The sequence below is a fragment of the Prosthecobacter sp. genome, assembly GCF_046154365.1.
Classification (GTDB): domain Bacteria; phylum Verrucomicrobiota; class Verrucomicrobiia; order Verrucomicrobiales; family Verrucomicrobiaceae; genus Prosthecobacter.
In genome coordinates, this window is sequence record NZ_JBJXFV010000206.1 from 1 (window position 1) to 26,369 (window position 26,369).

The 26,369-nt window shown below is 59.0% G+C and carries 24 protein-coding genes and 1 tRNA gene; 15 read left to right on the plus strand and 10 right to left on the minus strand.

What is annotated here, in order from left to right; genetic code table 11:
- The 8 genes from ACKVY0_RS26270 to ACKVY0_RS26305 all read left to right on the plus strand — a co-directional run.
- Window positions 1-864, plus strand: an 864-nt coding sequence (locus ACKVY0_RS26270) for a Gfo/Idh/MocA family oxidoreductase (protein WP_409217839.1), incomplete at its 5' end; no start/stop codon positions are given.
- Complete coding sequence (locus ACKVY0_RS26275; RefSeq protein ID WP_409217840.1) at window positions 861-1,874, plus strand: sugar phosphate isomerase/epimerase family protein; 1,014 nt, start codon at window positions 861-863, stop codon at window positions 1,872-1,874. The genes ACKVY0_RS26270 and ACKVY0_RS26275, both read left to right, overlap by 4 nt.
- Before the next feature lie 222 nt (window positions 1,875-2,096).
- On the plus strand, window positions 2,097-2,270 hold the full coding sequence (locus ACKVY0_RS26280; RefSeq protein WP_409217841.1) for a hypothetical protein: 174 nt from the start codon (window positions 2,097-2,099) through the stop codon (window positions 2,268-2,270).
- Window positions 2,271-2,892: 622 nt separating this feature from the next.
- Window positions 2,893-3,090 (plus strand): hypothetical protein, encoded by a 198-nt coding sequence (locus ACKVY0_RS26285; protein WP_409217842.1) that lies wholly within the window; start codon window positions 2,893-2,895, stop codon window positions 3,088-3,090.
- A gap of 32 nt (window positions 3,091-3,122) precedes the next feature.
- Window positions 3,123-4,826 carry a hypothetical protein gene (locus ACKVY0_RS26290; RefSeq protein ID WP_409217843.1) on the plus strand — a complete coding sequence of 568 codons (1,704 nt, stop codon included), beginning with the start codon at window positions 3,123-3,125 and terminating at the stop codon, window positions 4,824-4,826.
- Window positions 4,823-5,665, plus strand: coding sequence for a ParA family protein (locus tag ACKVY0_RS26295; protein ID WP_409217844.1), 843 nt, complete (start codon window positions 4,823-4,825; stop codon window positions 5,663-5,665). Before ACKVY0_RS26290 ends, ACKVY0_RS26295 begins: the two co-directional genes overlap by 4 nt.
- On the plus strand, window positions 5,662-6,510 hold the full coding sequence (locus ACKVY0_RS26300) for a ParB/RepB/Spo0J family partition protein (protein ID WP_409217845.1): 849 nt from the start codon (window positions 5,662-5,664) through the stop codon (window positions 6,508-6,510). Before ACKVY0_RS26295 ends, ACKVY0_RS26300 begins: the two co-directional genes overlap by 4 nt.
- Before the next feature lie 148 nt (window positions 6,511-6,658).
- The gene (locus ACKVY0_RS26305; protein ID WP_409217846.1) at window positions 6,659-6,952 is read left to right on the plus strand and encodes a hypothetical protein; all 294 of its coding nucleotides are present in this window, start codon (window positions 6,659-6,661) and stop codon (window positions 6,950-6,952) included.
- Between the two features lie 52 nt (window positions 6,953-7,004).
- Here ACKVY0_RS26305 and ACKVY0_RS26310 read toward each other — a convergent pair whose 3' ends face one another.
- The 6 genes from ACKVY0_RS26310 to ACKVY0_RS26335 form a co-directional block, all read right to left on the minus strand.
- Window positions 7,005-7,637, minus strand: coding sequence for a hypothetical protein (locus ACKVY0_RS26310; RefSeq protein WP_409217847.1), 633 nt, complete (start codon window positions 7,635-7,637; stop codon window positions 7,005-7,007).
- 24 nt (window positions 7,638-7,661) lie between these two features.
- Complete coding sequence (locus tag ACKVY0_RS26315; RefSeq protein ID WP_409217848.1) at window positions 7,662-8,243, minus strand: hypothetical protein; 582 nt, start codon at window positions 8,241-8,243, stop codon at window positions 7,662-7,664.
- Window positions 8,224-8,661, minus strand: coding sequence for a response regulator (locus tag ACKVY0_RS26320; protein ID WP_409217849.1), 438 nt, complete (start codon window positions 8,659-8,661; stop codon window positions 8,224-8,226). The genes ACKVY0_RS26315 and ACKVY0_RS26320 overlap by 20 nt, the downstream gene beginning before the upstream one ends.
- Window positions 8,662-8,689: 28 nt before the next feature.
- A complete protein-coding gene (locus ACKVY0_RS26325) occupies window positions 8,690-11,338 on the minus strand; it encodes an ATP-binding protein (RefSeq protein ID WP_409217850.1) in 2,649 nt (882 codons plus the stop codon).
- Between the two features lie 94 nt (window positions 11,339-11,432).
- Entirely contained in the window at window positions 11,433-12,164 is a 732-nt protein-coding gene (locus ACKVY0_RS26330; protein ID WP_409217851.1) for a hypothetical protein, read from the minus strand.
- A gap of 800 nt (window positions 12,165-12,964) precedes the next feature.
- Window positions 12,965-13,324, minus strand: a complete 360-nt coding sequence (locus ACKVY0_RS26335) for a cupin domain-containing protein (RefSeq protein WP_409217852.1) — start codon at window positions 13,322-13,324, stop codon at window positions 12,965-12,967.
- A gap of 3 nt (window positions 13,325-13,327) precedes the next feature.
- On the opposite strand from ACKVY0_RS26335, the gene ACKVY0_RS26340 reads away from it, so the two are divergent.
- From ACKVY0_RS26340 to ACKVY0_RS26360, 5 genes are all read left to right on the plus strand, one after another.
- On the plus strand, window positions 13,328-14,191 hold the full coding sequence (locus ACKVY0_RS26340) for an SDR family NAD(P)-dependent oxidoreductase (RefSeq protein ID WP_409217853.1): 864 nt from the start codon (window positions 13,328-13,330) through the stop codon (window positions 14,189-14,191).
- Window positions 14,192-14,271: 80 nt separating this feature from the next.
- A complete protein-coding gene (locus ACKVY0_RS26345; RefSeq protein WP_409217854.1) occupies window positions 14,272-15,357 on the plus strand; it encodes a hypothetical protein in 1,086 nt (361 codons plus the stop codon).
- Window positions 15,358-15,432: 75 nt separating this feature from the next.
- Window positions 15,433-16,974, plus strand: a complete 1,542-nt coding sequence (locus ACKVY0_RS26350; protein WP_409217855.1) for a flavin monoamine oxidase family protein — start codon at window positions 15,433-15,435, stop codon at window positions 16,972-16,974.
- 114 nt (window positions 16,975-17,088) lie between these two features.
- Window positions 17,089-17,637, plus strand: a complete 549-nt coding sequence (locus ACKVY0_RS26355; RefSeq protein WP_409217856.1) for a TPM domain-containing protein — start codon at window positions 17,089-17,091, stop codon at window positions 17,635-17,637.
- An 11-nt stretch (window positions 17,638-17,648) separates the two neighbouring features.
- Window positions 17,649-18,536 (plus strand): N-acetylmuramoyl-L-alanine amidase-like domain-containing protein, encoded by an 888-nt coding sequence (locus ACKVY0_RS26360; RefSeq protein ID WP_409217857.1) that lies wholly within the window; start codon window positions 17,649-17,651, stop codon window positions 18,534-18,536.
- Between the two features lie 27 nt (window positions 18,537-18,563).
- On the opposite strand, the gene ACKVY0_RS26365 is transcribed toward ACKVY0_RS26360, so the two are convergent.
- Together ACKVY0_RS26365 and ACKVY0_RS26370 are read right to left on the minus strand one after the other, a co-directional pair.
- On the minus strand, window positions 18,564-20,693 hold the full coding sequence (locus tag ACKVY0_RS26365) for a hypothetical protein (protein WP_409217858.1): 2,130 nt from the start codon (window positions 20,691-20,693) through the stop codon (window positions 18,564-18,566).
- A 100-nt stretch (window positions 20,694-20,793) separates the two neighbouring features.
- On the minus strand, window positions 20,794-23,205 hold the full coding sequence (locus ACKVY0_RS26370) for a DUF1549 domain-containing protein (protein WP_409217859.1): 2,412 nt from the start codon (window positions 23,203-23,205) through the stop codon (window positions 20,794-20,796).
- A gap of 202 nt (window positions 23,206-23,407) precedes the next feature.
- Here ACKVY0_RS26370 and ACKVY0_RS26375 point away from each other — a divergent pair, with 202 nt between their 5' ends.
- Complete coding sequence (locus ACKVY0_RS26375) at window positions 23,408-24,844, plus strand: DUF1501 domain-containing protein (RefSeq protein ID WP_409217860.1); 1,437 nt, start codon at window positions 23,408-23,410, stop codon at window positions 24,842-24,844.
- A gap of 27 nt (window positions 24,845-24,871) precedes the next feature.
- Here ACKVY0_RS26375 and ACKVY0_RS26380 read toward each other — a convergent pair.
- Both ACKVY0_RS26380 and ACKVY0_RS26385 read right to left on the minus strand, forming a co-directional pair.
- A tRNA-Val gene (locus ACKVY0_RS26380) sits at window positions 24,872-24,946 on the minus strand.
- Window positions 24,947-25,010: 64 nt separating this feature from the next.
- Window positions 25,011-25,730 carry a VC0807 family protein gene (locus tag ACKVY0_RS26385; protein ID WP_409217861.1) on the minus strand — a complete coding sequence of 240 codons (720 nt, stop codon included), beginning with the start codon at window positions 25,728-25,730 and terminating at the stop codon, window positions 25,011-25,013.
- An 88-nt stretch (window positions 25,731-25,818) separates the two neighbouring features.
- On the opposite strand from ACKVY0_RS26385, the gene ACKVY0_RS26390 reads away from it, so the two are divergent.
- Window positions 25,819-26,369, plus strand: a 551-nt coding sequence (locus ACKVY0_RS26390; RefSeq protein ID WP_409217862.1) for a quinolinate synthase, incomplete at its 3' end; no start/stop codon positions are given.

A 26,369-nucleotide genomic window follows, 5' to 3' on the forward strand; every position in this document is an offset into this window, starting at 1 on the left:
GGCGCCATCGGCGACATCGTCAGCGTGCAGTGCAATTTCTTCCGCAACGTCATGCCCGGCATCGGCAACCCGCCGGATGGCGATGCGCCCGCCGACCTCGATTGGGACATGCTGCTCGGCCCCGCGCGGCAGCGCCGCTACAATGCGAACCGCGCCCTCTATCACTTCCGCTGGTTCTGGGACTACAGCGGCGGCCAGATGACGAATCTCGGCCATCACTCGCTCGACATCGTGCATTGGATTTTCGACATCCAGGCACCCAAGGCCGTCAGCAGCAGCGGCGGACGCCTTTTTCTCAAAGACAACGGCGAGGTGCCCGACACGCAGGACGCCATCATCGAGTATCCGAAGTTCAACACCGTCGTGCAGTTCCGCGAATGCGCCGCTGGTGCTGGAGCGAGCAGCATGGGCGCGCTCACCTTCATGGGCACGAAGGGCACGATGACGCTCGGACGCGATGGATTTGAAATCCTGCCCGACAAGAAGATCGATCCCGTGAACGCCTTCGCCCACATCATCGGCGGACATCCCGTCGGCGGCCCGCAGCCCGCGCCAGAGCCCGAGGGCGATTTCTGGTGCGAAAAGGCTGAGGACAAGACTGGCGATTGGAAAGGGATGTATGTCGAGCACGCGAAGAACTTCCTCGATTGCGTGAAGACCCGCAAAACACCGAACTCCGACCTCGCCAGCAGCCACTGGGTCAGCACCACCTGCCACCTCGCCAACATCAGCGCCCGCACCGGTCGCAAAGTCGTGTGGGATGCCGCTGCCAACGACATCACCAGTGATAAAGAAGCCAGCGCCATGCTTCAGCGCCCCTATCGCGCACCTTGGGATACCGAACTCAAAGCCGTGCTCGCATGAACCGCCGCCATTTTCTGACTTCGGCATCTTTGGTCGTCGCCCGTTCGCTCCTGGCGGCCTCGGGTGCGGAAAAAAGCCGGCTTGGCATCTGCACGTTTTCTTGCCATCAACGCTGGAAACTCACCCAGCCGACCAATGCCGCCGACTTCTATCGCTACGCCCGCGAACTCGGCGCGGAGGGCGTGCAGTCGCCGCTGCGGGGCTGCGAGCCGAAAACGATTCGCGATCTCGTTGAACAAACCGGCGGTTATTACGAGGGCGAGCTGCGTTTGCCGAAGTCAGAGGCCGATTTAGCGGTTTTTGAGGCCGAAGTGCTTCAAACACGCGAAGCAGGCGCAACGGTGGCTCGGGCCGTGTTCACCAATGGTCGGCGCTACGAGGCGTTTCAGAGCCTGGAGGCTTTCCATGAGTTCCACGAGCAAGCCAAACGCACTCTGGCGCTCATCGAGCCCATTTTGAAAAAACACGGGCTGAAGCTCGCCATCGAAAATCACAAGGATCACACCACGGAGGAGCTGGTCGGCATGATGAAGGCCATCAGCAGCGAGTGGATCGGTGTCCTCGTGGACACCGGCAACAACCTCGCTCTTCTGGAGGAACCGCACGCGGTCGTCGAAGCCCTCGCGCCCTTCGCCCTCAGCGTGCATCTCAAAGACATGGCCGTGCAACCGAGCGACGATGGCTTCCTGCTCAGCGAAGTTCCCCTCGGCACCGGCATGCTCGACCTGCCGCGCATGATCGCAGCCCTGCGCAAAGCCAATCCCGGCATCGTCATCAATCTCGAAATGGCCACGCGCGATCCGCTGCGTATCCCGTGCCTCACCGATGGCTACTTCGCCACCTTCCCCAAACGTAAAGCCACGCACCTCGACGCCGCGATGCAACGCGTGCGAGCGAATCCGCCCAAAGGCGCAGTCCCGAGCGTAAGCGGCAAAGAAACGGCGCAGATCCTCAGCGAGGAGGAGCAAAGCAACCGCCACGGACTCGCGTGGATGCAGCAGAAGCTGTAGGCAGCGCATCTTGGCACGAGTCCACCGCTTTGTGCGGAAGTGATCTAGCGGACACCGCAACCATTTTGTTGCCCACATTTGATCGGCCAATGGAACATCCCTTTGACCGACCATGATACCCAAAGTCCATCATTTCCTCCTCGCCGCGATTCTCCTCTGCGGAACCTCGTTCGCTTCGGAAAACTGGCCGCAGTTTCGCGAGTTCATGGAACATCCCTTTGAATGTCCCGTGAATCCGAAATCATCCAGCGTGCGGCTGCCGAGTTTATCCATGACCGGCATCGGCTCGGCGCGTTTGTGGGCGGACTGCTGCGGGATGCGCATGCGGCGGAGGATGTGATCCAGGAGGTGTGTGTACGGCTGGCGGCGGAGGTGGAAAAGGGCGTCTCGGCATGAGCGCGAGCTGCGGTCCCATCGCGCACGGTTTTCAGCACGTCTACTTCACGCCCGCTTTTAATGGAGCCACCCGCGACATCCACTACGCCGAGCGCATCCGCGAGCGGCTGCCGCCTTGCCTAGATAAGAATTAAGGCTCAATCACAAGTGAAAACGAGGACAACGGATCTACCAGGAATCACGATGAGCACTATCTGCAATACCGCTCCCTTTTGAAACCGCCTCAGCTCGCTCGATCCTCAATCCAGCTCACTCCACCGCTTTCCGTGGTGCATCAGTGATCGCTGCCAGCCAACCGCAGGCTCCGCCTTCCATGCCGCGCTTTCAGCGTTCACCCATGCACGTGAGTCCTCCCCCCACCACCAACGGCTCGTCTGGCATCGACGCCTGCGTCGTCCGAATGGCAGACCAGCCGTTGCCCCGGCCAGCCTTGGCCGCGTCACCAATGCCGGATGCAGGGCCAGTTCCTCCCCGCCTTTCCACGAGGACTTGCCCAGTCTCCGCCACCGGCCACGCGGGGGCTAGGGTTCGGGAAAAAACTTCGGCTGACCGAAGTCACGGGTTTCACGTTATCCACAGGGCGATGTGACACGCCCGGTCACCTTCATGGTATGATGAGGGCATGGAAAGAATCGTGCGCAAATCAGCGGGTGTGAAGTTCGAGAGTGATGTGCTGGAGTTTATTGACGGGTTGGCTCGCGAGCAGCAGCGCAGCCGGAGTTTCATCATCAATGCCATCCTCAGATGGTATTCCAAATGGCTCTTGGAGCAGCAATCAAAGGTCGAGGCTGAGCAGGAGCAGCCGGTAATCCGGCTCTAGCAGCCATGCAGGGCATGCTGGATCGAAAAGTCATGCTTGTAACATCCAAGGCGCAAGAGCCGGTGATTTCAGCGTTTGAGGGATTCAAAGCTCCTACCTCCAACACCACCTACACGCCGAATCAGTTCTTCGATGTGGTGATCCCAAACTTCTCTCGGGGTGTGGTGAGGATCGTGGGCTATCTGCTACGCAAGACACTCGGCTGGTGCGATGCGAACGGAAACCCGCAGGAGGAGCAGATCGAGGTGACATACTCCGATTTGGAAAGAAAAGCCGGAGTGAGTCGCGACATGATTCGAGGGGCTTTGGATAGTGCTTTGGAAGGACATCTCATCGAATGCGTGACGGCTGGCAGAGCCAAGCACGCTCACGACGCGGGGCAATCCGCTTGTTACCAGCTCTGCTGGTCATCAGCCCCTTACACAACTCGCCTTGAGACATTCCAAGGTTTCTTCGAGGACGAGGGCAATCGCACCGACATCCCGAATGAGTTCTTTGATGTACTCATTCCGAATGAGCCGTTATCCGTCATCAAGGTGGTCGGATCGATCATCCGCCACAGCATCGGCTTTCAGGCCAAACATGGCCGCCGCCGTCAGCAGGTCGCCCTCTCTTATCAGCAGATCGAAAACTATGCCCGCTTTGGCAGCCGTTCCGATCTCGCCAAGGCCATCCGCATCGCTTTGGAAAAGAACTACATCGTCCGTCTGGAGAGCGGTGTATTCAGCCCCGAAGCCACGGAGAGACGCCGCGCTGTGTATGCTCTCCGCTGGTTCGATTATCCTATCGGTCAGAAAAGCGAACCAGCGCTGGAACGGTCAGAAAATCAAACCAGCATCGGTCAGATTTCCGAACCAGCCGATCAGTCGGAAAAACGAACCAACATTAAAACGAAACCAGGAAATGAAACAGGAAACAGCCAGCAAGCGGCTGACACCGGACTTCATCAAAAACTCATCGCCTTTGGGTTCAGCGAAAAGACAGCCGAAAAACTCATCCGCGAGCACAACAGGCAGGGCATCGAAGATCAGATCGCATGGCTCCCGCAGCGGGCACCGGCGCGGAGTCCAGCAGGACTGCTCCGTCGTGCCATCGAGCAGAAATGGCCTGCACCGATCAAACTTCGGTCAGCCGAAGTTTCGGGAACGGCAGGCTGGGAGTTCGCTCGGTGTTTCTACGCAGCCTACGGCGGGAATCGCGGCGAGCCGGTGAATGAACCGTCGCCACGCGAGGCACAGGCCGCCGAGACCTTCGTGCAGAGACTCATGAGAGCCTCCGCAGGGGAGAGCACTCCCGGTGAATGGGGCCGCACTCTTGGTCACCTGGCCCGCGATCAGCGCAACCCGTTCCCATCGCTCACACTCGCGATCCGTCAGCTCGGCGATACCTACCTCGTGCAGATGGAAAAGCAGCGGCTCCACGGGCAGCTTGCCAGCATCACTCAGCAGCGAGAGCAGCACGAGCAGACCCACCGTTCCGCATGGCTTCGCTGGCTGGCGGAACGTGAGGCCGACATGCGAGTCACACGCCAGGATGACTTCGCAGGCTTCATCGCCAAGCGGGAGAGCGCACGCGCCGAGTTGACCGCCGACCCGAAGCCCTGGTCTCGCCGGGCGCTGGAGCATTTCGATACCGAAACCGCCCGCCTCAGCGCCTTCCGCGAGTTCTTCCGCCTGCCGGACTTCTGGCAGTGGGACGCCGAATTTAACAGCCAATCATTCAAACCAACCCCATGAACATCATCACCGTCATCAATGCCAAGGGAGGTTGCGGCAAGAGCACCATCGCCATGAACCTCGCCAGCGGTCTCGCAAGGCACGGGCATCGCACCTTGCTCATGGATCTCGATCCCCAGGCGCAGGTCACGCAATGGCTCGCCGCAGGGGATGGCCTCACGTCGGAGGGCACGCTCGTGGCCGCGCTCACGCGGCAGCAGTCGCTCAGCGAGGTCATCCAGCCTACGGGCTTTGAGGGCCTCTCCTTTGTCGCCAGCGCCGACGGCCTCGAAGACCTCGGGCGCGAGATCAGCCAGACTGAGGGCTATCCGTCCATGCTCACGCAGTTGCTCGCCGAGGAGCACATCGCCGACCGATTCGACTACATCGTCATCGACTCGCCGAACCAAATCTCGCCGATCATGGAAAACGCCATCTTTCCAGCAGATGCCTTCATCGTCCCATTCGAGAGCACGAAGGCGGTGAGGAGCTACGCCAGTATCTACAAGCTGCTCGTCAAGCTGCGCTCAAATGCTGACTTCCACATGTTGCATGTGCTGAGTAATCTCACGCGCCTGCCAGGCCTGAGAAAGCGTGTGCTCACCCTGCTTGCGGATGACAGCATCCCATCCGCACGCAGCGAGATACGCTCTTGCGGATGGTTGGCGCAGGTGGACGAGAATGGAGGCAGCATCTTCCACTATCGTCCGCTTTCCAAAGGATCGCAGGACATGGCCGCCCTCGTCGAAGAGGTGCGGGAATTATTCACTCACGGGCCGCAGGCCCAACCGGAGGCAGCATTACCTGAGGTGCCGACCATCACCTCACCGTCTGATGCCGCCGCCGTCCCAACAGCATGACCAAACTACCCGAAGGCAAAAGCCGTCTCGATCTCGTGAAGTCCGGCCTCACTGGCGGATTGCCGAAACGAGGCCGCTTCATCGTCAGCATCGACCGTCTTCAAGAAGACCCAAACAACGAACGAAAAGTCTTCCATAACATGGACGACATGATCGAGTCCGTGCGTCGTCACGGCATCATCGAACCCATCACCGTCACCCAGGATGGCGACCACTACCGCATCCTCACCGGCCACCGCCGCTTCCGCGCCGCGAAAGCCGTGGGCCTCACCGAACTCGAAGTCATCGTGCGCGAGTCCGACGACCAGATCACTCGTCGTTTTAAAAGTCTCATTTCCAACATCCAGCGCGAGAACATCCCCGCTATCGAGCTGGCAGAGACACTCCGCACCCTCCTCGACTCCGGTGCCGTCGCCACCCAGCGCGAGCTGGCTGCCCAGATAGGGAAGAGTGAGCAGTGGATGAGCGGCATGCTGCGCATACTGGAACTGCCCGCACGTCTCCAGGAGGAACTGCGTCACACACCCGGCATCGGTTATGAAGTCGCTCAGCGTATCGCCCAGGTCGATGACTCCCAGTTCCAGGAGGAACTTGTTGCCGCAGCAGCAGCAGGGGAGAGCACGCCCAGCATCCGTGCCCGCATCACGAATTTCCGCACCCGTCAGGACAGTGAACAGACACGGAAAAAGAAATCCCGCACCAGCAACATGATCCAGCTCAGCCATAGGGAAGGGAACTGCACCGCCTCTTTGCGTGCCAAGCGCGAGCCTGGAGCCAGGGAAGCCATGCTGGAGGCGCTTCGCCAGCTCACTCAGCAGGTGAGGGGAGACGACTCACTGCGCTGATTCCTTTATCCATTCGCTCTATGATCATACCGTTGATCTGATCCCCGTCCGATACGCCGCAAGGCCTCGGGCGGGGTTATTTTTGTCCACCTGGGTGCTGATGCTACCTCTCGACAAATCAGCCCGAGCTTGATACAATCAACCCAACATGAGCGCCACCGTCGAACACATCCGCCAAGAGATTGACCAGCTCGCCCCTGATGAAGTTCAGGAGCTTTTTGCTGATCTTCAGCAGGAATATCCACTTCGGGTTCTTCACGTCGAAGAGACAGCTCCAGACCTTTCCAACCTCAGCGAGACTGACAAGATCAAGCTGGAAGCCCTCCGCCGCGACATTCAGGCAGCTGCCGACTCTCTGGATCGAGGAGAAGGTCATGAGATCGATTGGGACGCTTTTTTGGCCGAACGCCACCGCGCCTACGCTGCTCGCAAGGCTTGCTAATCCATGTCCAAGGTCATCTTCGCACTGAGAGAAGGAATGAACTCTTGAAGAGTCAATACCACGGGGGCCTGTCCGTGCGGCGGCAATAGGGATTCACTGCGCCTTTCTGAGTGCTCAGATCAAACATCGGCTGCGGGAAGCCGAAAAACAGCGTCAATGCTTCGCGAGACAAGTGGCCGAGAATTGGCAGCTTCCTCGTCGCCATCAGAAGTTGATAAAGTTTCAGCATCCGCAGGCGATGGGTCACCACCTCTGGGCGATTGAGCTTCAATAAATCTATGAGCGCCAATCCTGTTTCGGTTCTGTGCTTCACGGTGCCGTCGTTTATGATTTCAAGGTGCGCGCCAAAGGGATTGATTTCAGGGTGCAATGCCGGGGACATGGGACGGTTGCCACGGGCGCTGTTGCAGAAATTGCAGACATACAGCAGGTTGGTGTAGGTGGAGATCAACTCAGGTGCCTTCGACTTCGGGTGGAAATGCTCGACACCAAAGGTAGCAGGTGATCCCGTCCACGTTTCCCGCATGAGGCAATAGACACAGGTGAAGACGAACTCGTCTCGCAGATACTCCTTGTAGCGGCGGTAATCGGTCCTAACGGGCGGCTTGTGCCTGCGCTGGTCTGGTTCCGTGGGATGGTGCGGCTCGGTGGGATAGGCGAAGGTAGGACGTTTGCCAGCAGACATATCGGGAGAGATGCACAGAGTTGGTCAAGGCTGTGTCGAGGTCGCGCACTCAGCGGTGATCTCGGCGATGAGGTCCTCGATCCGCTGGATGTGTTTCTTGTTTGCATCGACGAACTGCCGATCCAGAGGGGCTAGGTGGGCTTCATGAAGCGCTTTGAGTTCTTCCAGCCTCACTGTCTCATCGTCATTGAGTCCCTGCTCAAGCCGCTTCATGATCAGGTCATCCTGCTCCTGGGAGAGGGCGTCGGTCCATGCGGTCTCGGGTTCTATTTCGTCGAACACGGCCCTCAGCTCAAGCCGTGCAGCCTTCGCGACTTCGCGGACACGCATATCATGAGGCGGTAATTCGAGACGATAAAGGTAAGGGAACGCATCGCGTCCACAAGAAATGGCCCAACTGGACAAGTCGTTGATCAGGGCACGAGACAATGCTGGGCTTTCAATGACGTCATGGAATCGCACCCGCGCTTCGAGCGTCCGGAGTCTGCGCCAAGTAAGTCGATCCATCTTGCCACGCTTTGCTTCGAATTCTGCGACAACCTGACCCCATAAGGCATCAAATTTCGCGCGGACAGACTCTCGCGTTTCAATTAAAGCTGGCGGCATTATCGCGGTCATAAGTCAAAGTCTCCTTGATTTTCTCAACCAGTTCAAATGGCATCACATCAATTTTAGCTTCCCTGCGAGTATTATCATCCAGTGGTAGCAAGCCGAGGATTTCTGGGTTTGAGACACTTGTAAGGATGATGACCGGCAAATTGGGATGCTTCTCTCGAAGCCGACGATACAGCACAATACCAGTGGAAAGACCGAAACCAGACTCTTCGAGTTTGATCTCGTCACCGGGAGGCATCATCAAATCGAGAATATAGATATCTGGAGTCGAACCATCTCCCTGAAAGTGCGCAAGCGCATCTTTCACATTGTCTATGTGGCGGACCTCAAACTCAGCCATTCTAAGGGCCTTCACATAAAGGTCTGTGGTCCCATGTTCATCATCGATTATCACTACGCTTTTGCTCATGCTTTAGGGTGTTGGTGTGAATTGCCTACTATTCAAGTGGGTTCTTGATTCTCTGAGCCTTGGTAGCGTCTTGCCTGGGTGCTCTGAGGGAGCCTGGAAGACTGATCTCAAAGCGCAGGGGTTTCTTGAAATGGGTCACGCGGATGGAGGCACCGTGCGCTTCGAGGATGCCCCTCACCACAAATAGTCCAATGCCTTGTCCCGCCACATCTCTCGTCATCGCATCCCGAGATCGATAGCCCGGCTGGAAAATAACTTCGGCCATACCATACTCAATGCCCGCTCCCCAGTCTTCATACCAAACTACATAGTCGTTGCCAAATTGCCCCCCTTCAATGCGGACTCGAAAGCCATTGTCATCGGCGTATTTGATGGAGTTGCTCAATAGATTGAAGAACACCTGTTGGAACTGGTTGCGATCGATTAGCAACTGAGGGATGGCCTTGAAGTCACCTGTGTGAATCGATTCACGCTTAAATCCGCGCTCACGAAGCAGCATTTTTACTTGATTGGTAACGGGTGCAATTACTTGGCTCAACAACAATACCCGTGATGGAGAAATGGGCAGGCCGCCGGAACGGTTGGAGAAAACTCGGGCGTTATTAGCCAAGCGTCCGATGAGTTTACTCCATTGAATGATGTCACCAATGTAGTCTTCGCCAAAGAGTTCTTCAGGCGTCTTCTTTTGCTTTTGCAGAGCGTTCAGCATGAGATCGGCGGCACCCCGAATGGCGACTACTGGAACCTGGAATTCGTGTGTCATTCTCGAGATCGCGCTCAATTGACGCTCCTGGAAGATCAATTGGTCGAGGTAAGGCAAAGATGCCTGTATAATCGAATCCAGAACGGCCACATCGTCATCCCTAAACATCGTAGATGCAGGAATACCCTTGATCGCTGTCTTGTTGGCCAGGCGCACCACTCCAGCAGCCTTGCTGCCCAAACGGGCCATCGGAGCCAGCAAGCATTCATCACGATCTTGTGTTTTTCGAATTTCCCGACTGCGCATTTTGCCAATGGGCTCGCTGGCGACATCAGGCAGAAGCAGCACTTCGCCGCTCTTCCAAACGGATCCTGTGATGCCCTCACCGGGTGGATAGTAATGCTCATGGAGTTGAAGCGCTGAATCCCAAACAACCCCCGTTGTAGCTTCTGGCTCGAACAGTTCTAGCCGATCCCCCGTTTCATTCACAAGAAACACAGACACGCCTTCACAACGAAAACGCTTTTGTAGCAAACTCACGAGTCTCTGAAGAAATTCGCGTTTCGTTTTGGTCCTGCCGCAGTCAAAGCTTGTTTCAACGGCGGCGGCTGAACAATCATCATCCGTCACATGCTCAGAGAGCCGCGACAAGTGATGGCCGAGAATCGAAAGATCGTTGCTCGACAATTCATACCCGCTCGCACTCGGGAAAATGTTCAACACGAAACGTAGATGAAAAGCGTTGGATGAATTGGCGATGGGAACGCTGATCATTTCTTTCCTGCTGAGCTTGGATAGAAAAAAGGGATCGGCGAAAGTCGCAGCGTACTCGGGCTTCGTGAGCTCAAAATGAAGAACTCGCTGATCCTGCGTTACGGCACCACAAAGGCTTTTCGACGCTTTCAGCCGATCCTTCCATGGGAATTTGTCGAACTGCTGCAATCCACTGGCAGAGATCAAATACAGGTCATCATTCTTTGGCCAATAGCTGAAGAGTTTGACGGCCTCAATGCCGCCAAGAGAAATGAAAGCGTCGGTGACTGCCTGATAGAACTTAGCAGAACCACGTGTGGTGGCAGCGAGGATACTTTTGAGGAAACGCAGTTCGTGTTTCGGCTCTTGGGTGGCTTGAACTCGTTGGGCTGCGGCCGCTTCGAATTGCAAAAGTTGCTGGATTCGCTCTTCGTTAATCGCTGGAAGACTGCCTTGACCGACCAGCCAGCGGGCACATTTCACGACGCTCTCTGCTGGCGTAGTGTCGGAGAAATCTTGCTCTACTACCACCCATTGCTTGAAACCGGTTTCTTCGAGTTTCGCCAGCACTTCATCCACCCGTGCAACACCCTGACCTAGGGTGACAAATCCCTGCGCATAGCGATGCGAATAGCGGCCATAAGACGGACTCCAATCCTTCAAATGCACGCCTGCAAGACTCTCTTTGTAGGCTTCAATGGTCTTCACCGGATCGTCCTCCACGATGGTCAGATGTGCGGAATCTGGCAGCAACCGTAGAAAATCCCATTCGGGAAACTGTGTGCGATACTTTTCGCGATACCTCTCCAGACGCTCTGCGGCCTGCGAGATGCGCTGCACCTTCATGAACCAATGCGGATGCAGGCCCAGCGTAAAGGGAGGATCGCAAGCCATGGCCGCTTCCTCCGCCTCGGTCCAGTCCTCCACATACAAATACGGAGGCCGGAAGTCGCCGCAGAAAGCCATGCGGTCCCTCAAGGTGCCGCCTGCGAGGCTGACAAGTTGCAGATTGCGCCCTTTCTCTTTGAGCTTTCCGAGCAATTCATCAATGTCTTTGATAGGCCGCGAACCTCCGACTGCATTATCGTCCCGCACCAAAATATCCCGGTGGTTCTGCGCGAACTCAACTCCTTGGTAACCGGAGGCGGCGACCACATCAAGCACGAAGTCGAGGTCATCTATACGACGACCCCAAACGACGGTTTCAAAGGCAAATAGCATAGCAGTCAAAGCTGGGCAGGTGACGGCTGGGTGCAACGCTGGATTTCGCAACCTATTTTGCGCATCGTTCCTGCCGGGCAATCAATGGTGGTCTTCAAACCAACGGACGGTCCGGCTGCAAACCAAAGGCTTTGCGTTGCACGGCGTTCACGGGGTCGCGGTGGGTCCAGGCGAGGTCGGCGGCGTGTTGGAGGTTGCGGCGTTCTGTTTGCAGGTCGCCTTCCACGAGGGCGCGGAGTTTGGCGAGGAGTTCGCTGGCGTCGCCTTTGGCCTGGGTGTGCGCCCAGTCGGCGTCTTTGTATTTGGCGGCGAGGTCGGCGACGGCTTGGATCTCGGCGGCGATGACGCCGCGGAGCTTGATCTTCGGCGGTGTGCCGGTGAGCTGCTGGCTGGCGTAAGTGGCGTAGCGGTGGAGGTCAGCACCGGAGGCGTTGGCGATGCCTTTGCCGAAGGCGGTGCGCTGGGCTTCGTCATCAGGGAAAGTGAAGCGGGCGCCTTTGAGGATGGGGTCGAGGGCGTGCTGGAGTTCCTTTTTGGCGGCGGTTTCTTCGTCACTCTGGCTGCCTTTGCCGGCACGGGCTTGGTGGATGTCTTGCTCGAGCTTGTGGGCGGCCTGGATGTGACCGGTGAAGGTGGTCTGGTCGGCGGGTGTCCAGTCGCGCTCGGCGAGCGCGGGGGCGGTGTCATCTTTGGCGGCTTCCCGCTGGCACTGCTCAGCGAGGTCGATGGCGTCGAGGAGGTCTTTGCTGATGAAGCCGGGCTTCGCGCGCTGGGGTTTGTCGCTACCGGGTTGTTCGGGGGTGGGAGGCGTGGGTTGGTCTGGCATGGTCGTGGGGCGGTTGGTTGATGGTTGATGGTTGATGGTTGATGGTTGATGGTTGATGGTTGATGGTGGTTCTTGGTTCTTGGTTTTGTGGGTGAAATCGGGGTTTTTGGGTCAAAACGGCACTGGTTCGGGTGAAAACGACGGGGGGTCGGATAAAAACGGCTTCTGTTCGCAAAGATGCGATGGTGGTTGGCTGAAAAACGTCGAGGGTTCGCTTGAAAACGTCTCGGATTCGCTCGAAAACGATGGGAGTTCGCGGTAAAACGTCGCGGGTTCGCTGATCAACGACGGGGGTTCGTGGAGAAACGTCAGGGACTGGCGGGGCAAGGTCGAGGTTTCCGCAGCAAAGAGCGGGTGCTCGTTTCGAGAGGTCGAAGCCGGACGAGGGAACGGTCCAGGTTGGCTTGTCCGCGTGGGCGACGTGCTGACGTTCGCCAAGTGCTGTCTGCTGAATCGGGAAAATTGCCTATTCCGCGAGGTCATTCCGCTGAAGGTTGGGCCTTGGACAAGGCTGAACCTCTTCCCTGATGGACGATGGCATGACGGAGCGGGCATGACAATGCGGTGAAATTACACGAAATGACGGTGACTTGTCACGCACGGTTTTCTATTTTTGATTATCGAAGGCAGAAAAACCGACTCTGCGTGGTGGGGCGGCAGTCCGAGACTGATGTTCCCAACATCGACAACCTTTCGAGTGAACAGATGGTCACGAAATCCATCGACTCCATACCCGCTGGCCGTCATCGGAGACGGCGAGATCGAGTTCAACCTCGCCCAGCTTCCCTCCTATCAAGAAATCACAAATTGGCAAAATAGGTATCCTCGTGCGAGTAGGGTGGAGCACAGCAGCAGAGGAAGCGCAGGGTCTGAGAGGCGGTGATCTGATGCCAGGCACCGGGAGGGATGAGGATGGCGTCGCCGGGGCTGACTTCGCGTGTTTCGCCGTCGATCTCCATGGTCCCCTGCCCTTCGAGGATGAAGTAGAATTCTTCGCTGAGCTTGTGGTAGTGGCGCTCGGTAGGCTGGCCGACGGGGACGGTGGCTTCAGCGAGGGATTGGTTCTGCACCGGAGCATTGGTGCGATCCAAGATGCTGCGGATGGTGCTGCCGTCCTTGGTGGTGAAGGGATTCTGGGCAGAAAGCGGGTTGATGGTCATGCGGTGACTGTGTTACTGCTGGCATTACTTATGGCGAATGGATTTCAACTCGAAAAGTGTCGCGCAGTCATCACGGGTGCGTCTGGCGGGCTCGGTGCGGAGTTTGCACGGCAACTGGCTCCGCATGCGGACACGCTGGTGCTGGTGGCAAGACGTGCGGAGGCGCTGGAAATGGTGAAACAAGAGCTGTCGTCCTTCAACGCGACGATTCTCTGCTGTGTGGCCGATTTGGCGACGGATGCGGGGCGCAACGAGGTGATGACGTTTTTGGAGACGCATGATGTGAGACCGAACCTGCTCATCAACAACGCCGGCCTGGGCGACTACGGCAGTTTTGCGAGTTCGACGGCGGAAAAGACGCGCACACAGATCGAGCTGAACATCACGGCCCTGACGATGCTCACGCATGCGTTGCTGCCGTTGCTGTGCGAGAGCGCCGGGAACCATGCTCTGGCGAGCATGGCTACAGCAGGTGTGCTTAACGTCAGTTCACTGGCCAGCATGCTGCCAATGCCGGATCTGGCGGTGTATGCGGCGTCCAAATCCTATGTGACGAGTTTTTCGGAAGCGCTGGCGATTGAGATGGCTCCCAAAAACGTGATTGTGAGCTGCGTCTGTCCGGGACCGACGCCGACGAATTTCAGCCAAACGGCGAAGCGTGAGGATGGGACGGACACGAACCGCGAAGGACAGTCGCTGCTGCGCATTCCGCCGTCTGAGGTGGTGAGCCGGGCGTTAATGGCGTTGCAGCAGCGTGAGGCGTGCGTGTTTCCAGGGGTGGGCGTATCGATTGCCGGAAGGTTGTTCCGGCTGATGCCCCGCAGCGTGATGCGCTGGCTGCTGAAGCGGCGGCATGGAAAGGAATGAGCCAAACATCCAACTTGTGCAATAAATTCGAATATTTACACTTGGCCCGCACGGCCTGTCTGGCACATCATTCGATCCTTATGAAAACACTCCGTCTTCTTCCGCTGTTTGTGTTCGCCATCACCGCCCTGCGCGGTGAGGAATTGGAAAAAATCACCCAGCCCGGCGCGGTGTCCGGTACGGTGAACATCGCCTTCAACACCCGCACACGCCTGAATGCCGAGGGCAAGCCCGAGAAAGGCGCGAAAGACGTCTATGAGGTCGCGCTCAATGTGGGCAAGACTACGGAGTTCAAGGGCAAGGTTGAGCGGCAGCCGCTGCTCACGAGCAAGATTCTCGGCAGCGTGGAGCAGCCGGGGCAGCTATTTTACTCGCTCGATCTCGCCGTGCTCAATCCGGTGAACATGACGCAGAAGAAAACCGTGGGGAAATGGGTCGGGACCGTGCCGATCGACAACCAGGGCATGTATGAGCTGGCAGGCGCGGGCGAGAGCAAGCACCGTGTGAGCATCGATGCCATTGGCCGTGCTCCCGCGTTCACGGACAACTTTGGCGGCCGACTCTACGGCAAGGGCAAGAAAACCGACGGCGTGATGTCCTACGTGCGCAAGCTCCAGGGCAAGGAAGTGAAGCTCGAGGTGAAGAACGTGGACCCAATGCGTTTTGAGAATGTGCAGCTAGCCATGGGTCCGGCGCAGAGCTACCCGAAGTGCACCGTGACCGGCAATCTCGACTTCGACTATGAAACGGGGAACTGGCTGACCAATGGCGTGCGCTTCCACTATGCGCTCAACGGCAAGGAGTATGACGATGTGGTGACCGGCTCGATCAAGTGGGTGGAAGATCCGAACCGCGCATCGAACGGCAAAGGCCAGTATGAGTTCAACCTGCGCTGGAACGAGGACAAGAACAAGCCGTCCAGCACTGAGGCGGACGCCTTCAAGAGCGCGAATGATGAAGAAGCGTTCTTCGCCGTGGACAACAGCATCCCCTCGCTCACCGGTGTAGTGACGTATCAGGATACGATGGCGAAGGTCGGCGGTGAAGATTCCTGCACCGCGAGCAAAATCACCTACGCGCTCGATGCGAACCAGCTCACGAAGCAGCAGATCATGAACTTCATCAAGCTGTGGCTCATCGGCATCGGCCCGACGAACGACGAGTAATTGAATGTTGAAACCTTGCGGCGTGGTCCAGACGGGCCACGCCCTTCTTGTTGAACTCCACACCCATTCCAAGCCATGAATCCAGGCCGCACTCCTCTCTTCCGTTCTGTCATGCGCGCGATGCGCGAAGCCGCGGTGCCCCACCGCACGCGGCGAGACTTCATTCGTCTCACCGGTGCGGCCGGTGTCTCCGCCGCCCTGGGCCTGCAGGCCCAGGATGCGGAGAAAAAGCCCACCAAGAAAATCGAAGGGCCGGTGGCCGTGGTCGGTGGTGGCATTGGCGGGCTGACGGCGGCGTACCGCCTGATGCAGGCGGGTGTGGAAGTGCATCTCTACGAGGCGCAGGAGCGCTTCGGCGGGCGCATGTGGACGAAGCGTGATTTCAACAAGGATGGCATGTTCGTCGAGCTTGGCGGGGAACTGGTGGACTCGAACCACACCGATCTCATCGAACTTGCCAAAGAACTCGGCGTTGACCTGCAAAACCTCAAGGAGGGTGATGCGGGCGTGGATTTCTACCACTTCGGCGGGAAGTTTTACACGGACAAGGATGTCATCGCCGCCTTCGAGCCGCTGGCGAAGAGGATCGCGGCGGACGCGGACGGACTTTACGACGACAAGGAAGAATTCACCGCGAAGGCGCGGCAGCTCGATAACGTGAGCTTGAAGGACTACCTCAAATCCATCGGCGCTGGTACCGAGCGCTGGATCATGCAGATGCTCGAAGTGGCCTATGTGCCGGAGTATGGTCTCGACGCGGAGAAGCAGTCCGCGCTGAACCTCATCGACTTCATCAATCCCGACACCAGCAACGGCTTCCAGGTCTTCGGCGAGAGCGATGAAGCCTGGCGCGTGCGCGGCGGCAACGACACGCTGCCAACGGCGGTGCAGCGCGCGCTCAACGGCAAGGTGAAGCTCCACAGCGGCCACAAGCTGGTGCGCATCCAGGACGAGGGCGGCAAGATCAAGCTCAGCCTCACCACCGACTCGAAACTGCTCACGCCGAGCTACGCCAACGTCATCATGGCGCTGCCGTTCACCATTTTGCGCAATATCGACGGGGTGAAGGAACTCAAGCTCAGCGAGGAGAAACAGCGCTGCATTCAAGAGATGGGCTATGGCACCAACCTCAAGGTCATGTACGGCTTCACCGAGCGGCTCTGGCGCAAACCCTTCGGCGGGCGCACGGAATTCTGCAACGGCAGCGTGTACGCGGACAAGAGCTTCCAAAGCGTGTGGGAGACCAGCCGTGGGCAGGCGGGCGAGAGCGGCATCATCACCAACTTCATGGGCGGCACCATCGGCGCACAATACGGCCCGGAGAACATCGAGAAATACATCGCCGAACTCGACACCATCTTCCCCGGCCTCAAGGCCAAGGCCGACGGCAACAAGACGATGCTCAACTGGCCGAGCATGAAGACGATGCGCGGCAGCTATTCCAGCCCGCTGGTAGGCCAGTACTGCTGGGTTTACGGCGCGGCAGCGACGCCGGAACTCGATGGAAGACTCATCTTCGCGGGTGAGCACACCAGCGGCGAATCCCCCGGCTTTATGAACGGCGGTGTCGAAAGCGGCAACCGCGCCGCAAAGGAACTGCTGGAGGAAGAGGCGTAAGACTTGCATGCCGGGGGCGGCAAGCTGTACAATCCTCCTGTGCGCTGCCCTGCCTGCCGAACTCCTGCCATTGAAAACGACGCTGCCTGCCGGCAGTGCGGTTTTTCGCTGGAAGTGGCAGACCGCACGTTTGGCATCGCCCCGTCGTTGCAGCGGCCCATTGCCGATGTAGCGGGCGTGATGGGTGCCTTCGCGCATAAACGTGCGGCGCAGGTGATCGCGCAGGTGGAGCGGCAGTTTCCACAACTCGCCATCGCGGCGGTGCTGGTGGATGTGCCGCAGCAGGCACCGCTGGTGCCGTATGCGTTTTGGATTTTCAATCGCGGCCAGCTTTCGAGCGCGGTGGAAAAAGGCGGCGAGAACCGGCTGGTGATGCTGCTCATCGACACAAACACGGACCGTGCCATCGCGATGGTGGGCTACGGGCTGGAACCATTCATTCAGGAGGTGCATTTGCAAAGCTGTCTGCAAGCGGCGCTGCAGCCGCTGCAACGCGGTCGTCACGCGCAGGCCGTCGAATCGTTTGCACGCGAGCTGGGCCGCCAGCTCCGGGAACTGTGCCGGCTGGTGCCCAAACAGTTCGGACTGGCGCAGGAAACATCGTGGCTGGATGCCAGCGCTCCCGGTAATGCCAATGTGGGACTGGCAGAAAGCGTGTATTGATCCTGATGACCATGAACCGACGCCATTTCATTCATCTCGGCCTGTTGAGCGGTAGTGCGAATCTGCTGCAAGCGGCGGAGTTTCTGCCACAAAACGTGACTTTCATCGGCGTGGAGAAGTTTCGGCAGATCGTGGCACGCGCCGTGGTGGAAAATTGGGCAGCGCTGCCAATGGGCACGCGAGTGGCGCAGTTCGGGCAGGCGTTGCGTGCCACCAAGTATGTCGGCTGGACGCTGGAGATCGACGACCGCATCGAATCGCCCTCGGCGAACTTCAACGGCCTTGATTGCTGGACATTTTTTGAGATCGCACTGGGCCTGGCGCGCATGATTGCGAAGCGGCAGCGTGCGTATGCGCCGTCGGATCTGGTGCGGCAGATCGAATGGACGCGCTATCGCGGCGGCGTTTGCTACGGCCATTATCTCGACCGCATTCACTACCTGGATGAATGGTTCACGGACAACGCCGCACGCGGCAGCATCCGCAACGTCACGCGTGATGTCGGGCCGGTGGTGCGGCTTACGGGGCGCAGCAACGATGAGATGTCGCTCAATCCAAAGCTATACCGCTACCTCCGGGCAAATCCTGCTCTCGTGCCGGCCTTGCGGCAGATCGAAGCACGACTGGAACAGGTGCCGTTCGATTTTATCCCAAAGCAGCAGGTCGCCGCGTGCGAGCCGCGCATTCAAAGCGGCGACATCATCGGCATCGTGACGAACAGGGCGCATGTGTATTGCTCGCATGTCGGGCTGGCGCTGCGCGACAGTGCTGGCGTGTGCCGTTTCATGCATGCCTCTGCGACTTACAAAAAAGTGGTCGTGGACATGGCGCTGCACGAGTACCTGAACGCGATCAAGAGCCATGCGGGCATTGTTATCGGCAGGCCGCGTGAGGCGTAAGAAGGGGCCAGGGGGCGACCAGATCTCTTACTTGTCGAAGAACGAGTCTTCTTCACGATCACCGACCTTGAGATAGCGATAAAATACTTCGAGCTGCAGGGTGCACAGACACTGGCGATAGATTTCATCCGCCGCATCACCGGAGGGCATGTTAGGTCGGCCACGTTTGAAGGAACCATCCGACTGCTGCGCACCGAGAATCTGCGGCAGGAACTGCTGGTTGTAGAACTTCCAATCCTCACCGCCCTGCTGGAAAAACGCCTGAGTGTAATAATACCAGCAGTAGAGGTTGCAGTTTTTGTTCCAGTCCAGCGGCTCGGCCTCAAGAAAGTCGTGCAGGAACTTGATGCCCTTCTTGATGGGGCCAGTCTTACCCTTGGCCATCGTCTGCAAACCAAGGATACCCACGCCGGAGAGACTCCACTGATTGTAACCGCCGTCACGATTGGTAGTGCCGAACCCGCCGTCCTTGGTCTGCTTGTCTTCGAAATATTTGGTCATCTTGGTGATGGCGGAGTGCAGTCCGTCAATTTTCAGGCTGGTGTTCTTGGCGGCCTTCAATGCCTGAAACTGCCAGCCGGCGACGGAGAGATCTTCGCGGCTTTTTTTGCCGGCATAGAAGCCGTTTTCTGTGTCATAAACCCAGCTGCCACTGTCCTGCTGGTTGTCGATGATGATTTTCACGCCCTGCTCAAAAGCCTCACGCATACCGGGAAGGGATTTACTGCCAAGGCGGGCCAACGTGTACATCTCACCTAGCGCGTAGGTGGCGATGCCATGCTCATACACGGGGGCATTGCCTTTGAGCGTCTGGCTGAACATCTTGTGCTTGTTCGTCTTTTGCGTCTCAATGAGGAACATGATGCCCTTCATCACGTTGTCCCCGTAGAACGGCGATTCCGGCGTTTCACAGCGGCCCAGATAGCACAGCAGCGCCAAGCCCGTCATCGCGCACTTGTTGTTGCGGCCCCAGGAGCCATCGGCGTTCTGCTTGCCCTTTAACCATTCCAACGACGCGCTCACTGCCGCCTCGCATTCGGGACTGCCACCGCTCTGCCGCAGTTTCTCCAAGCGCTCCTGCGTCGAGCAGCGTGCCCGCATCGACGGTGGCAGCGTCACAAAGCCTGCCGCACCACCCAGTCCCATCCCTTTGCCAAAGCCACCGCCCGCCCCCCCGGTGCCGAAGCCACCGCTCGCGCCCAAGGCTCCGCCGCCCATCATTGCGCTCACATCTGGCATGTCCAAGGCGTCCGGCGGTGCTTCCGGCAGCGTGATCGCCGAGTTCATGCTGGTGCTCACCAGCTTCTTCATCGGCATCGTCTTGTTGATCGAATTGCGCTTCTTCTGCTGCACCTTGTGCTGCAGGTCCGCGCTGGCCTTCGCCCCTTGCGCCGTGCCGCCGCCGGGCAGGAAATCCACCTGCTTGTCCATCACCCCGGTGCTGAACACGATGAATAGCGCCAGCACGCCGAGCCCGGCATGCACCAAGATGCTCACCAGCAGCGAACTCGCCCCCACCTTGCGCCACATCTGCACGAACGCGTTGGGCGGCGGTCCCACTTCGATGTGTGTGAGCGCGGGCGGATGATACACCTCGCCCTCGTGATGCTCGACCAGCACGGCATGTTCACCGCCATCATCCGTCGGGACAGCGGTAGGAATGGCCATCGGCGTGCTCGGCTCGGGTATCATCGGTGCGGCACCGGAAGGTGCTGGGATTGATGGGGCCACTGCGGCATGCGCGGACATCGCCACGGGAATCGCGGCACTGGCCGGCGCATGCGCGGCGGAGGGCGCGGGCGGTGGCATCATTGCCGGCATCGGCATGGTAGGCATGTAACCGGGCGGATAGCCCGGCATCTGCGGTGGGTAGCCCTGTGGCATCGGATAACCCTGCGGATAGCCTGGCATCTGCGGCGGGTAGCCCTGCGGCATCGGATAACCCGGTGGATAACCCGGCATCTGCGGCGGGTAGCCCTGCGGCATCGGATAACCCTGCGGATAACCCGGCATCTGTGGCGGGTAGCCCTGCTGCGGGTAGCCCGGAGGTGGTGCGTAACCCGGTGGTGGCGCGTAACCAGGCGGCAATGGCTGTGTGGAACCAGGATGCGGGGGTTGCTGCGGATTCTGAGGCTGACCGGGCTGTTGCGGATTCATGGCAATAAAAGGTTGATTGTCCGCAGACTACACGTTGGCCGGTGTCTTCGACAAGATGAATTTTACGTCGTTAGCAGAACCTAGTGACGCCAGAGGAATGCTACCGCACCAACTGAAACTCCGGCAGCATGCACAGCGCCCACAGCAGGTCTTCGAGGCCTTGCTGCGTGGGCGTCACGCCGAGCAGTTCTGTCGCCGTGGCAAGTTCGACTTGGGACGGATCGCGTGACAGGGCGTGCAGGTAGAGCGGCGTGATGAAATCGCCTTTCGCCGTCTCCAGCAGCCGTTTGGCTCCTTGGGCGATGCTGTCAGCCAAAATGCTGCCATTCGCGAGGTCGATGGCTTCGAGGGTGGTGAGATCGTTCGGGCGGGTGGAGACGATTTGATCGCGGTTGGGACGACCGAGCGTGCGCATGAGGAAGTTGGCCTTCATCAAAGAAGCGCGGATCATGTGATTGGACCCGGCGCTTCCTTGCGCGAGCAACGCGGGAGCTTGCGCGTCGATGGATTTCTGCCAGACGGGCAGCGCTTCGACGACGGTCACTGGCTTCCAATCCTTCGCTTCAAAGGCACCGAGGCGGCCTTCCTTGCCGCCAGGGACTTGGGCGGTCCATTCCCACGACGCATCGCTGATGATCGAGGTTTCTTTGCCTGCCGTGTCGCGCATGCGGGCGTCGAAGAAGAATCCGGCGGCGTTGGGGCCGTTGCCAGCATTGGTGGCGATGGCGATGATCGTGTTCGCGCCTTTCCTGAGCGCGGTTTGCAGCGGCACGGCGGCGAGTTGGCTCCATTCATTCCCGGCACTGATCTTCTTGTTGTTCACGAACAAAGTGTAGCCGTTGTCGCAGGTGACGACGGCGCTGGCGCTGGCTGGATCGGCGTCGAGCTTGAAGGTCTTGCGCACCGTGATGCTTTCGCCGGACGGCGGCGTGCTGCCGGGCTTGGCGCTGTCGCCCCAGATCCACTGGCCCTTCACGGTGATCATTTTCGCCAAAGCGGGATCAACTTTCCCCCGCAGCACGCTGGCGTCCATCTTCGCGGGTGCTGCACCCGTGAGTTGCCAGATGGCATCCACAAACTGCTCCGCCGTCAGCCGTTTGGCCCTCGGTCCGGCATAGGTGTAGCCGTGGTCGTCGGTTTCCTTGGTCACGATCTGCGCGTGCGACTGATACGCCTGGGAGGTGGCGATGTGGGCCAGCGTCTTTTTCAAATCATAGCCGTTCTCCACGAGGTAAGTCGCCAGATAGTCGAGCAAATCGGCGTTCCACGGCTCCGTCTGCATCGAATCGACCGGATGCACGATCCCACGGCCCATGAGGCGCTGCCAGAGGCGGTTCACCATCGTGCGCGGCGTGCGGCCGTTCTGCGGATGCGTCATCAGCGCGGCGAGCTGCTTCAGGCGCTCGGGCTGCGCGGCTTTGGCATCGATTTGGCCGATCTCAGGAAACAACCACGCCGCCGCAGCCTGCTGGCCGATGGGTTTGTCGCAGCGATGAATCTCCAGCGGTCGGTTTGAATAGATCGCCGCCAGTCCGTAAGCCTCGCTCAACTTCCAGCGATCAATGAAACTGTCGTGGCACGAGGCGCACTTCATGTTGATGCCGAGAAAGCTCTGCGAGACGCTCTGCGCGAACTGAATCTCCACCGTCTGCCCCGCGCTGACATCCCCGCGCCATTTGATGCCGTCGATGAAGCCCCGGCTCTCATCGTTCGGCGGGGCGATGAGTTCGCGCACGAACTGGTCAAAGGGCAGGTTCGTGATCAGCGCATGATACAGCCAGTTGCTGATCTGCTTGCGCCCGCCGGTGATGAATCCCGTGCCGCCGTAATCGTTGCGCAGCAGATCGTTCCAGAAGGTGAGCCAGTGCTCCGTGTAGTCGATGTCCCGCTTCAGCAGCGCCTCGACGAGCCGTGCACGTTTGTCAGCAGCCTTGTCTTGGTCAAACGCCGCCACTTCCTCCGGCTTCGGCAACAGGCCGATGAGATCGAGCGAAGCCCGGCGCAGGAAGGTGTGATCATCAATGGCTGCGGGACGCGCCTGCTTCTTCACCGCGAGATGCGCATCCAGGATGCGGTCAATCGGATGCGTGTGCCCATCCACCGCCGCAGGCAGCGTCGGCGAGCGTGGCTTCAGCGGCGGCTCATACGCCGCCTTCTTGAAGGCGAATCCCTCTTCCCACGCGATCCCCGAGTCGATCCACGTCTTCAGCAGCGAGATTTGATCCGCCGGCACCCGTTTGCCCTTCGGCGGCATCTGCTCATCGGAATCGGTGGAGAGAATGACCTCAATCATCCGGCTCATGCCCGCCTTACCCGCAGCGACCACCGGGCCGTTTTCACTGCCCTCCAGCAACGCCTTCCGGTCATTGAATGAGAACCCGCCCTTCTTTTTGTCCCCCGCATGGCACTCCGCGCAGTGCTCGCGCAGGATCGGGACGATCTGATGAGAGAAATCAACCGCCGCACGGGCGGAGAGGACGGAGCAGAGAAGAAGGGGAATTAAGAGACGCATTCGAGAATCACGAACGTGACGTGGAGATGAAATCTCGCGCATCGGCTTGGAAGATTGTGTTGGGTGTGTCGCCGGAATGGTGTCGGGTGTGGCGACAGTCCGCCCGACTCTTGAGCGCTCGCCCGGCCAGCGGCCGCCCAAAAGTCTGCCTGTCGGCTTTGCTCATCGGTTAGAGCCGTCCTATTGCACGCGTAGATGAACCATGCTCCATACCCGCCGCTCCATCCTCCACCGCTCCGCCTACGGCATCGGCGGCATCGCCTTGGCAACGATCTTGAAGGAGCAAAACCTCCTCGCCACCAGCGAGCAGGCGGCGACCCGTCATTTCGATCTCAAACCGAAAGCGCCGCACGGCTTCGGTCAGGCGAAGGCGATGATCTCGATGTTCATGCAGGGCGGGCCGAGCCACATGGATCTGTTCGATCCCAAGCCTGAACTCAGCCGCCTCGACGGCAAGGATTTCCCCGGCGAAGTCAAATATGACGATGCCGCCGGTGCCAGCCGCGAATGCATGGGCAGCCCGTGGAAATTTAAAAAGCACGGCCAGTGCGGCATGGATGTGAGCGAGCTGTTGCCGCACTTCGCGGGCATCGTTGATGACGTCACGCTCATCCGCTCTATGCACACCGGCGTGAACAATCACGGCCAGTCGATCTACGCCCTGCTCAACGGCCAGGTGACTGGCGGCCGGCCCACGCTGGGCAGTTGGTTCACGTATGGACTCGGCTCCGAGAACCAGGACCTGCCCGCCTACGTCGCCCTCACCGATCCACGCGGCCTGCCGGTGCTTGGCGTGGACAATTGGAGCAACGGCTGGCTGCCCTCGCTGTATCAAGGCACCGTCATTCGGCCCAAAGAGCCGCGCATTCCGAATCTCGACGCGCCCTTGAGCCTCAAAGGCGATGCGCAGGCCCGCTACCTCAATTTCGTCCAGCGCCTGAACAAAGAACACCTCGAAGCCCGCCCCGGCGAGGCCGATCTCGAAGCACGCATCCAAAGCTTTGAACTCGCTGCACGCATGCAGACTGCGGCGAAGGAAGCGCTCGACATCAATCAAGAAAGCGCGGCCACCAAAAAGCTCTACGGCCTCGACAATCCTGCCGCCGCCGAGTTCGGCACCCGCTGCCTCATCGCCCGTCGCCTCGTCGAGCGCGGCGTGCGCTGCGTCTCGCTGTTCACCGGCAATCAAACCTGGGACAACCATCAAAACATCCGCACGCTGCTGCCCGCCGCGTGCAAGTACGTGGATCAAGGCGCGGCTGCTCTCGTCATCGATTTGAAGCAACGCGGTCTGCTCGACACCACCATCGTGCATTGGGGCGGTGAAATGGGCCGCCTGCCCGTCATTCAAAACCGCTCCGGCTCCAAAGATCGCACCACTGTGGGGCGCGATCACAATACCTACGGCTTCAGCATGTGGGTCGCCGGTGGCGGCTTCAAAGCCGGCCACATACATGGTGAGACGGATGAATTCGGCCACAAGGCCGTCAAGGATGTCGTCAATCACTACGATTACCACGCCACGCTGCTTCACCTCTTCGGCCTCGATGCCAAGAAGCTCAGCTACAAACGCAATGGCCTCGATCAGACGCTCGTGGAAAATCCGCAGGCACGGGTGGTGAGCGAAATCCTCGCTTGAGCCGGAAGTGTGATCTTCAATCGAAGATGGTGCGCGATACAGGGTTCGAACCTGTGACCCCTACCATGTCAAGGTAATGCTCTACCACTGAGCTAATCGCGCGAGTCCGGGGGCGCAGTCTATAAATGACCCGTGCCAGTTCGGCAAACGGTTTTTGTCCGCTGATTTAGCTGTTGTTCACCTGCTTGCGCACGGTGGTGCCGTGATTCATGAGGTCATCCCGTTCCAGGCCGGTGAGGCGGGTGATCGAACGCAGCAGCCACAGCAGCAGCGCCAGCGTCACGCCCATGAGCGGGATGCCAATGATGAGGAAGCCGCTCCAATTGAGCCTGCCGATGGCCTTGATGTATTCCTGGCTACCGGGTGCTTTGTCGCCAAGCAGCCAGAGAGCGAGGGCAAAATTGGCGGCGGAAGACAGCAGCATCGTGCCTACCATGCCCCAAGAGGCACGTTTGAGGAGACCGGCGAAGCTGTGGTGCTTCTCTGGCGTGTCGAGCGCCTGATGCAGCGCGGGTTGATTGATCACCTGCGGATTGAGCAGCATCTCGTTGATGAGCGGTTTGCCCCAACGATGGCTCAACGGGAAGGCGATGCCGAGGAAGATGGGAAACATCGCCTCCTTGGCCGCAAACCAGATCGCATTGAGTTGCAGCAGACCGAGGCCGCCAGTGACAATGACGGCGATGAGGCCGAGCACGGAGAAGAAGTTCAAACCACGCTTCTGCGTGTAGCACCAGATGCCAAAGCCCAGCGGCAGCAGCAGGGCGATGATCAGCGCCCACAACGGCCCGAGGCGCTCTGGAGTCCCGAGTTTTTCGAGCACGATGGACGGCAGAATGACGGTGAGCGCGAGGTCGAGGAGAGGATGGGGCTGTTTTTGGGTCACCGTTGAATGTGGAATGACGAATGCGGAATGTCGAACGACGATTGTGCCTGCTGCTTGCGTCCGTGTTCGTCTGCTCTAATGCTTGAACATGGTCGCCACCGCCGCCCCCAGCCTCATCGAAGAAATCAAGCGCCTGAAACAGGAGCGCAACGCCGTGATCCTGGCGCACAACTATCAGGACAAGGCCATCCAGGAGATCGCTGACTATGTGGGCGACTCACTCGGCCTTGCTTACAAAGCGAAAGAGACCGAAGCGGATGTGATTGTGTTCTGCGGCGTGCATTTCATGGCGGAGACGGCTAAAATCGTGAATCCCGGCAAGATCGTCGTTCTGCCAGATGCGAACGCCGGTTGCTCGTTGGAGCAAAGCTGCCCCGGACCGCAGCTTGAGGCCTTCTTGAAGGCGAACGCGGCCAAAAACTACTACGTGATCGCCTACATCAACTGCAGCGGCCACGTGAAGGCGCTGAGCGACTGCATCTGCACCAGCGGCAATGCTGACAAGATCGTCGAAGCCGCTCCGAAGGACCGCCCGATTCTCTTCGTGCCGGATCAAAACCTCGGTTCATGGGTCATGGAGCGCACGGGGCGCAAGATGGACCTGTGGAAGGGCGCATGCTACGTCCATGTCGAGTTCAC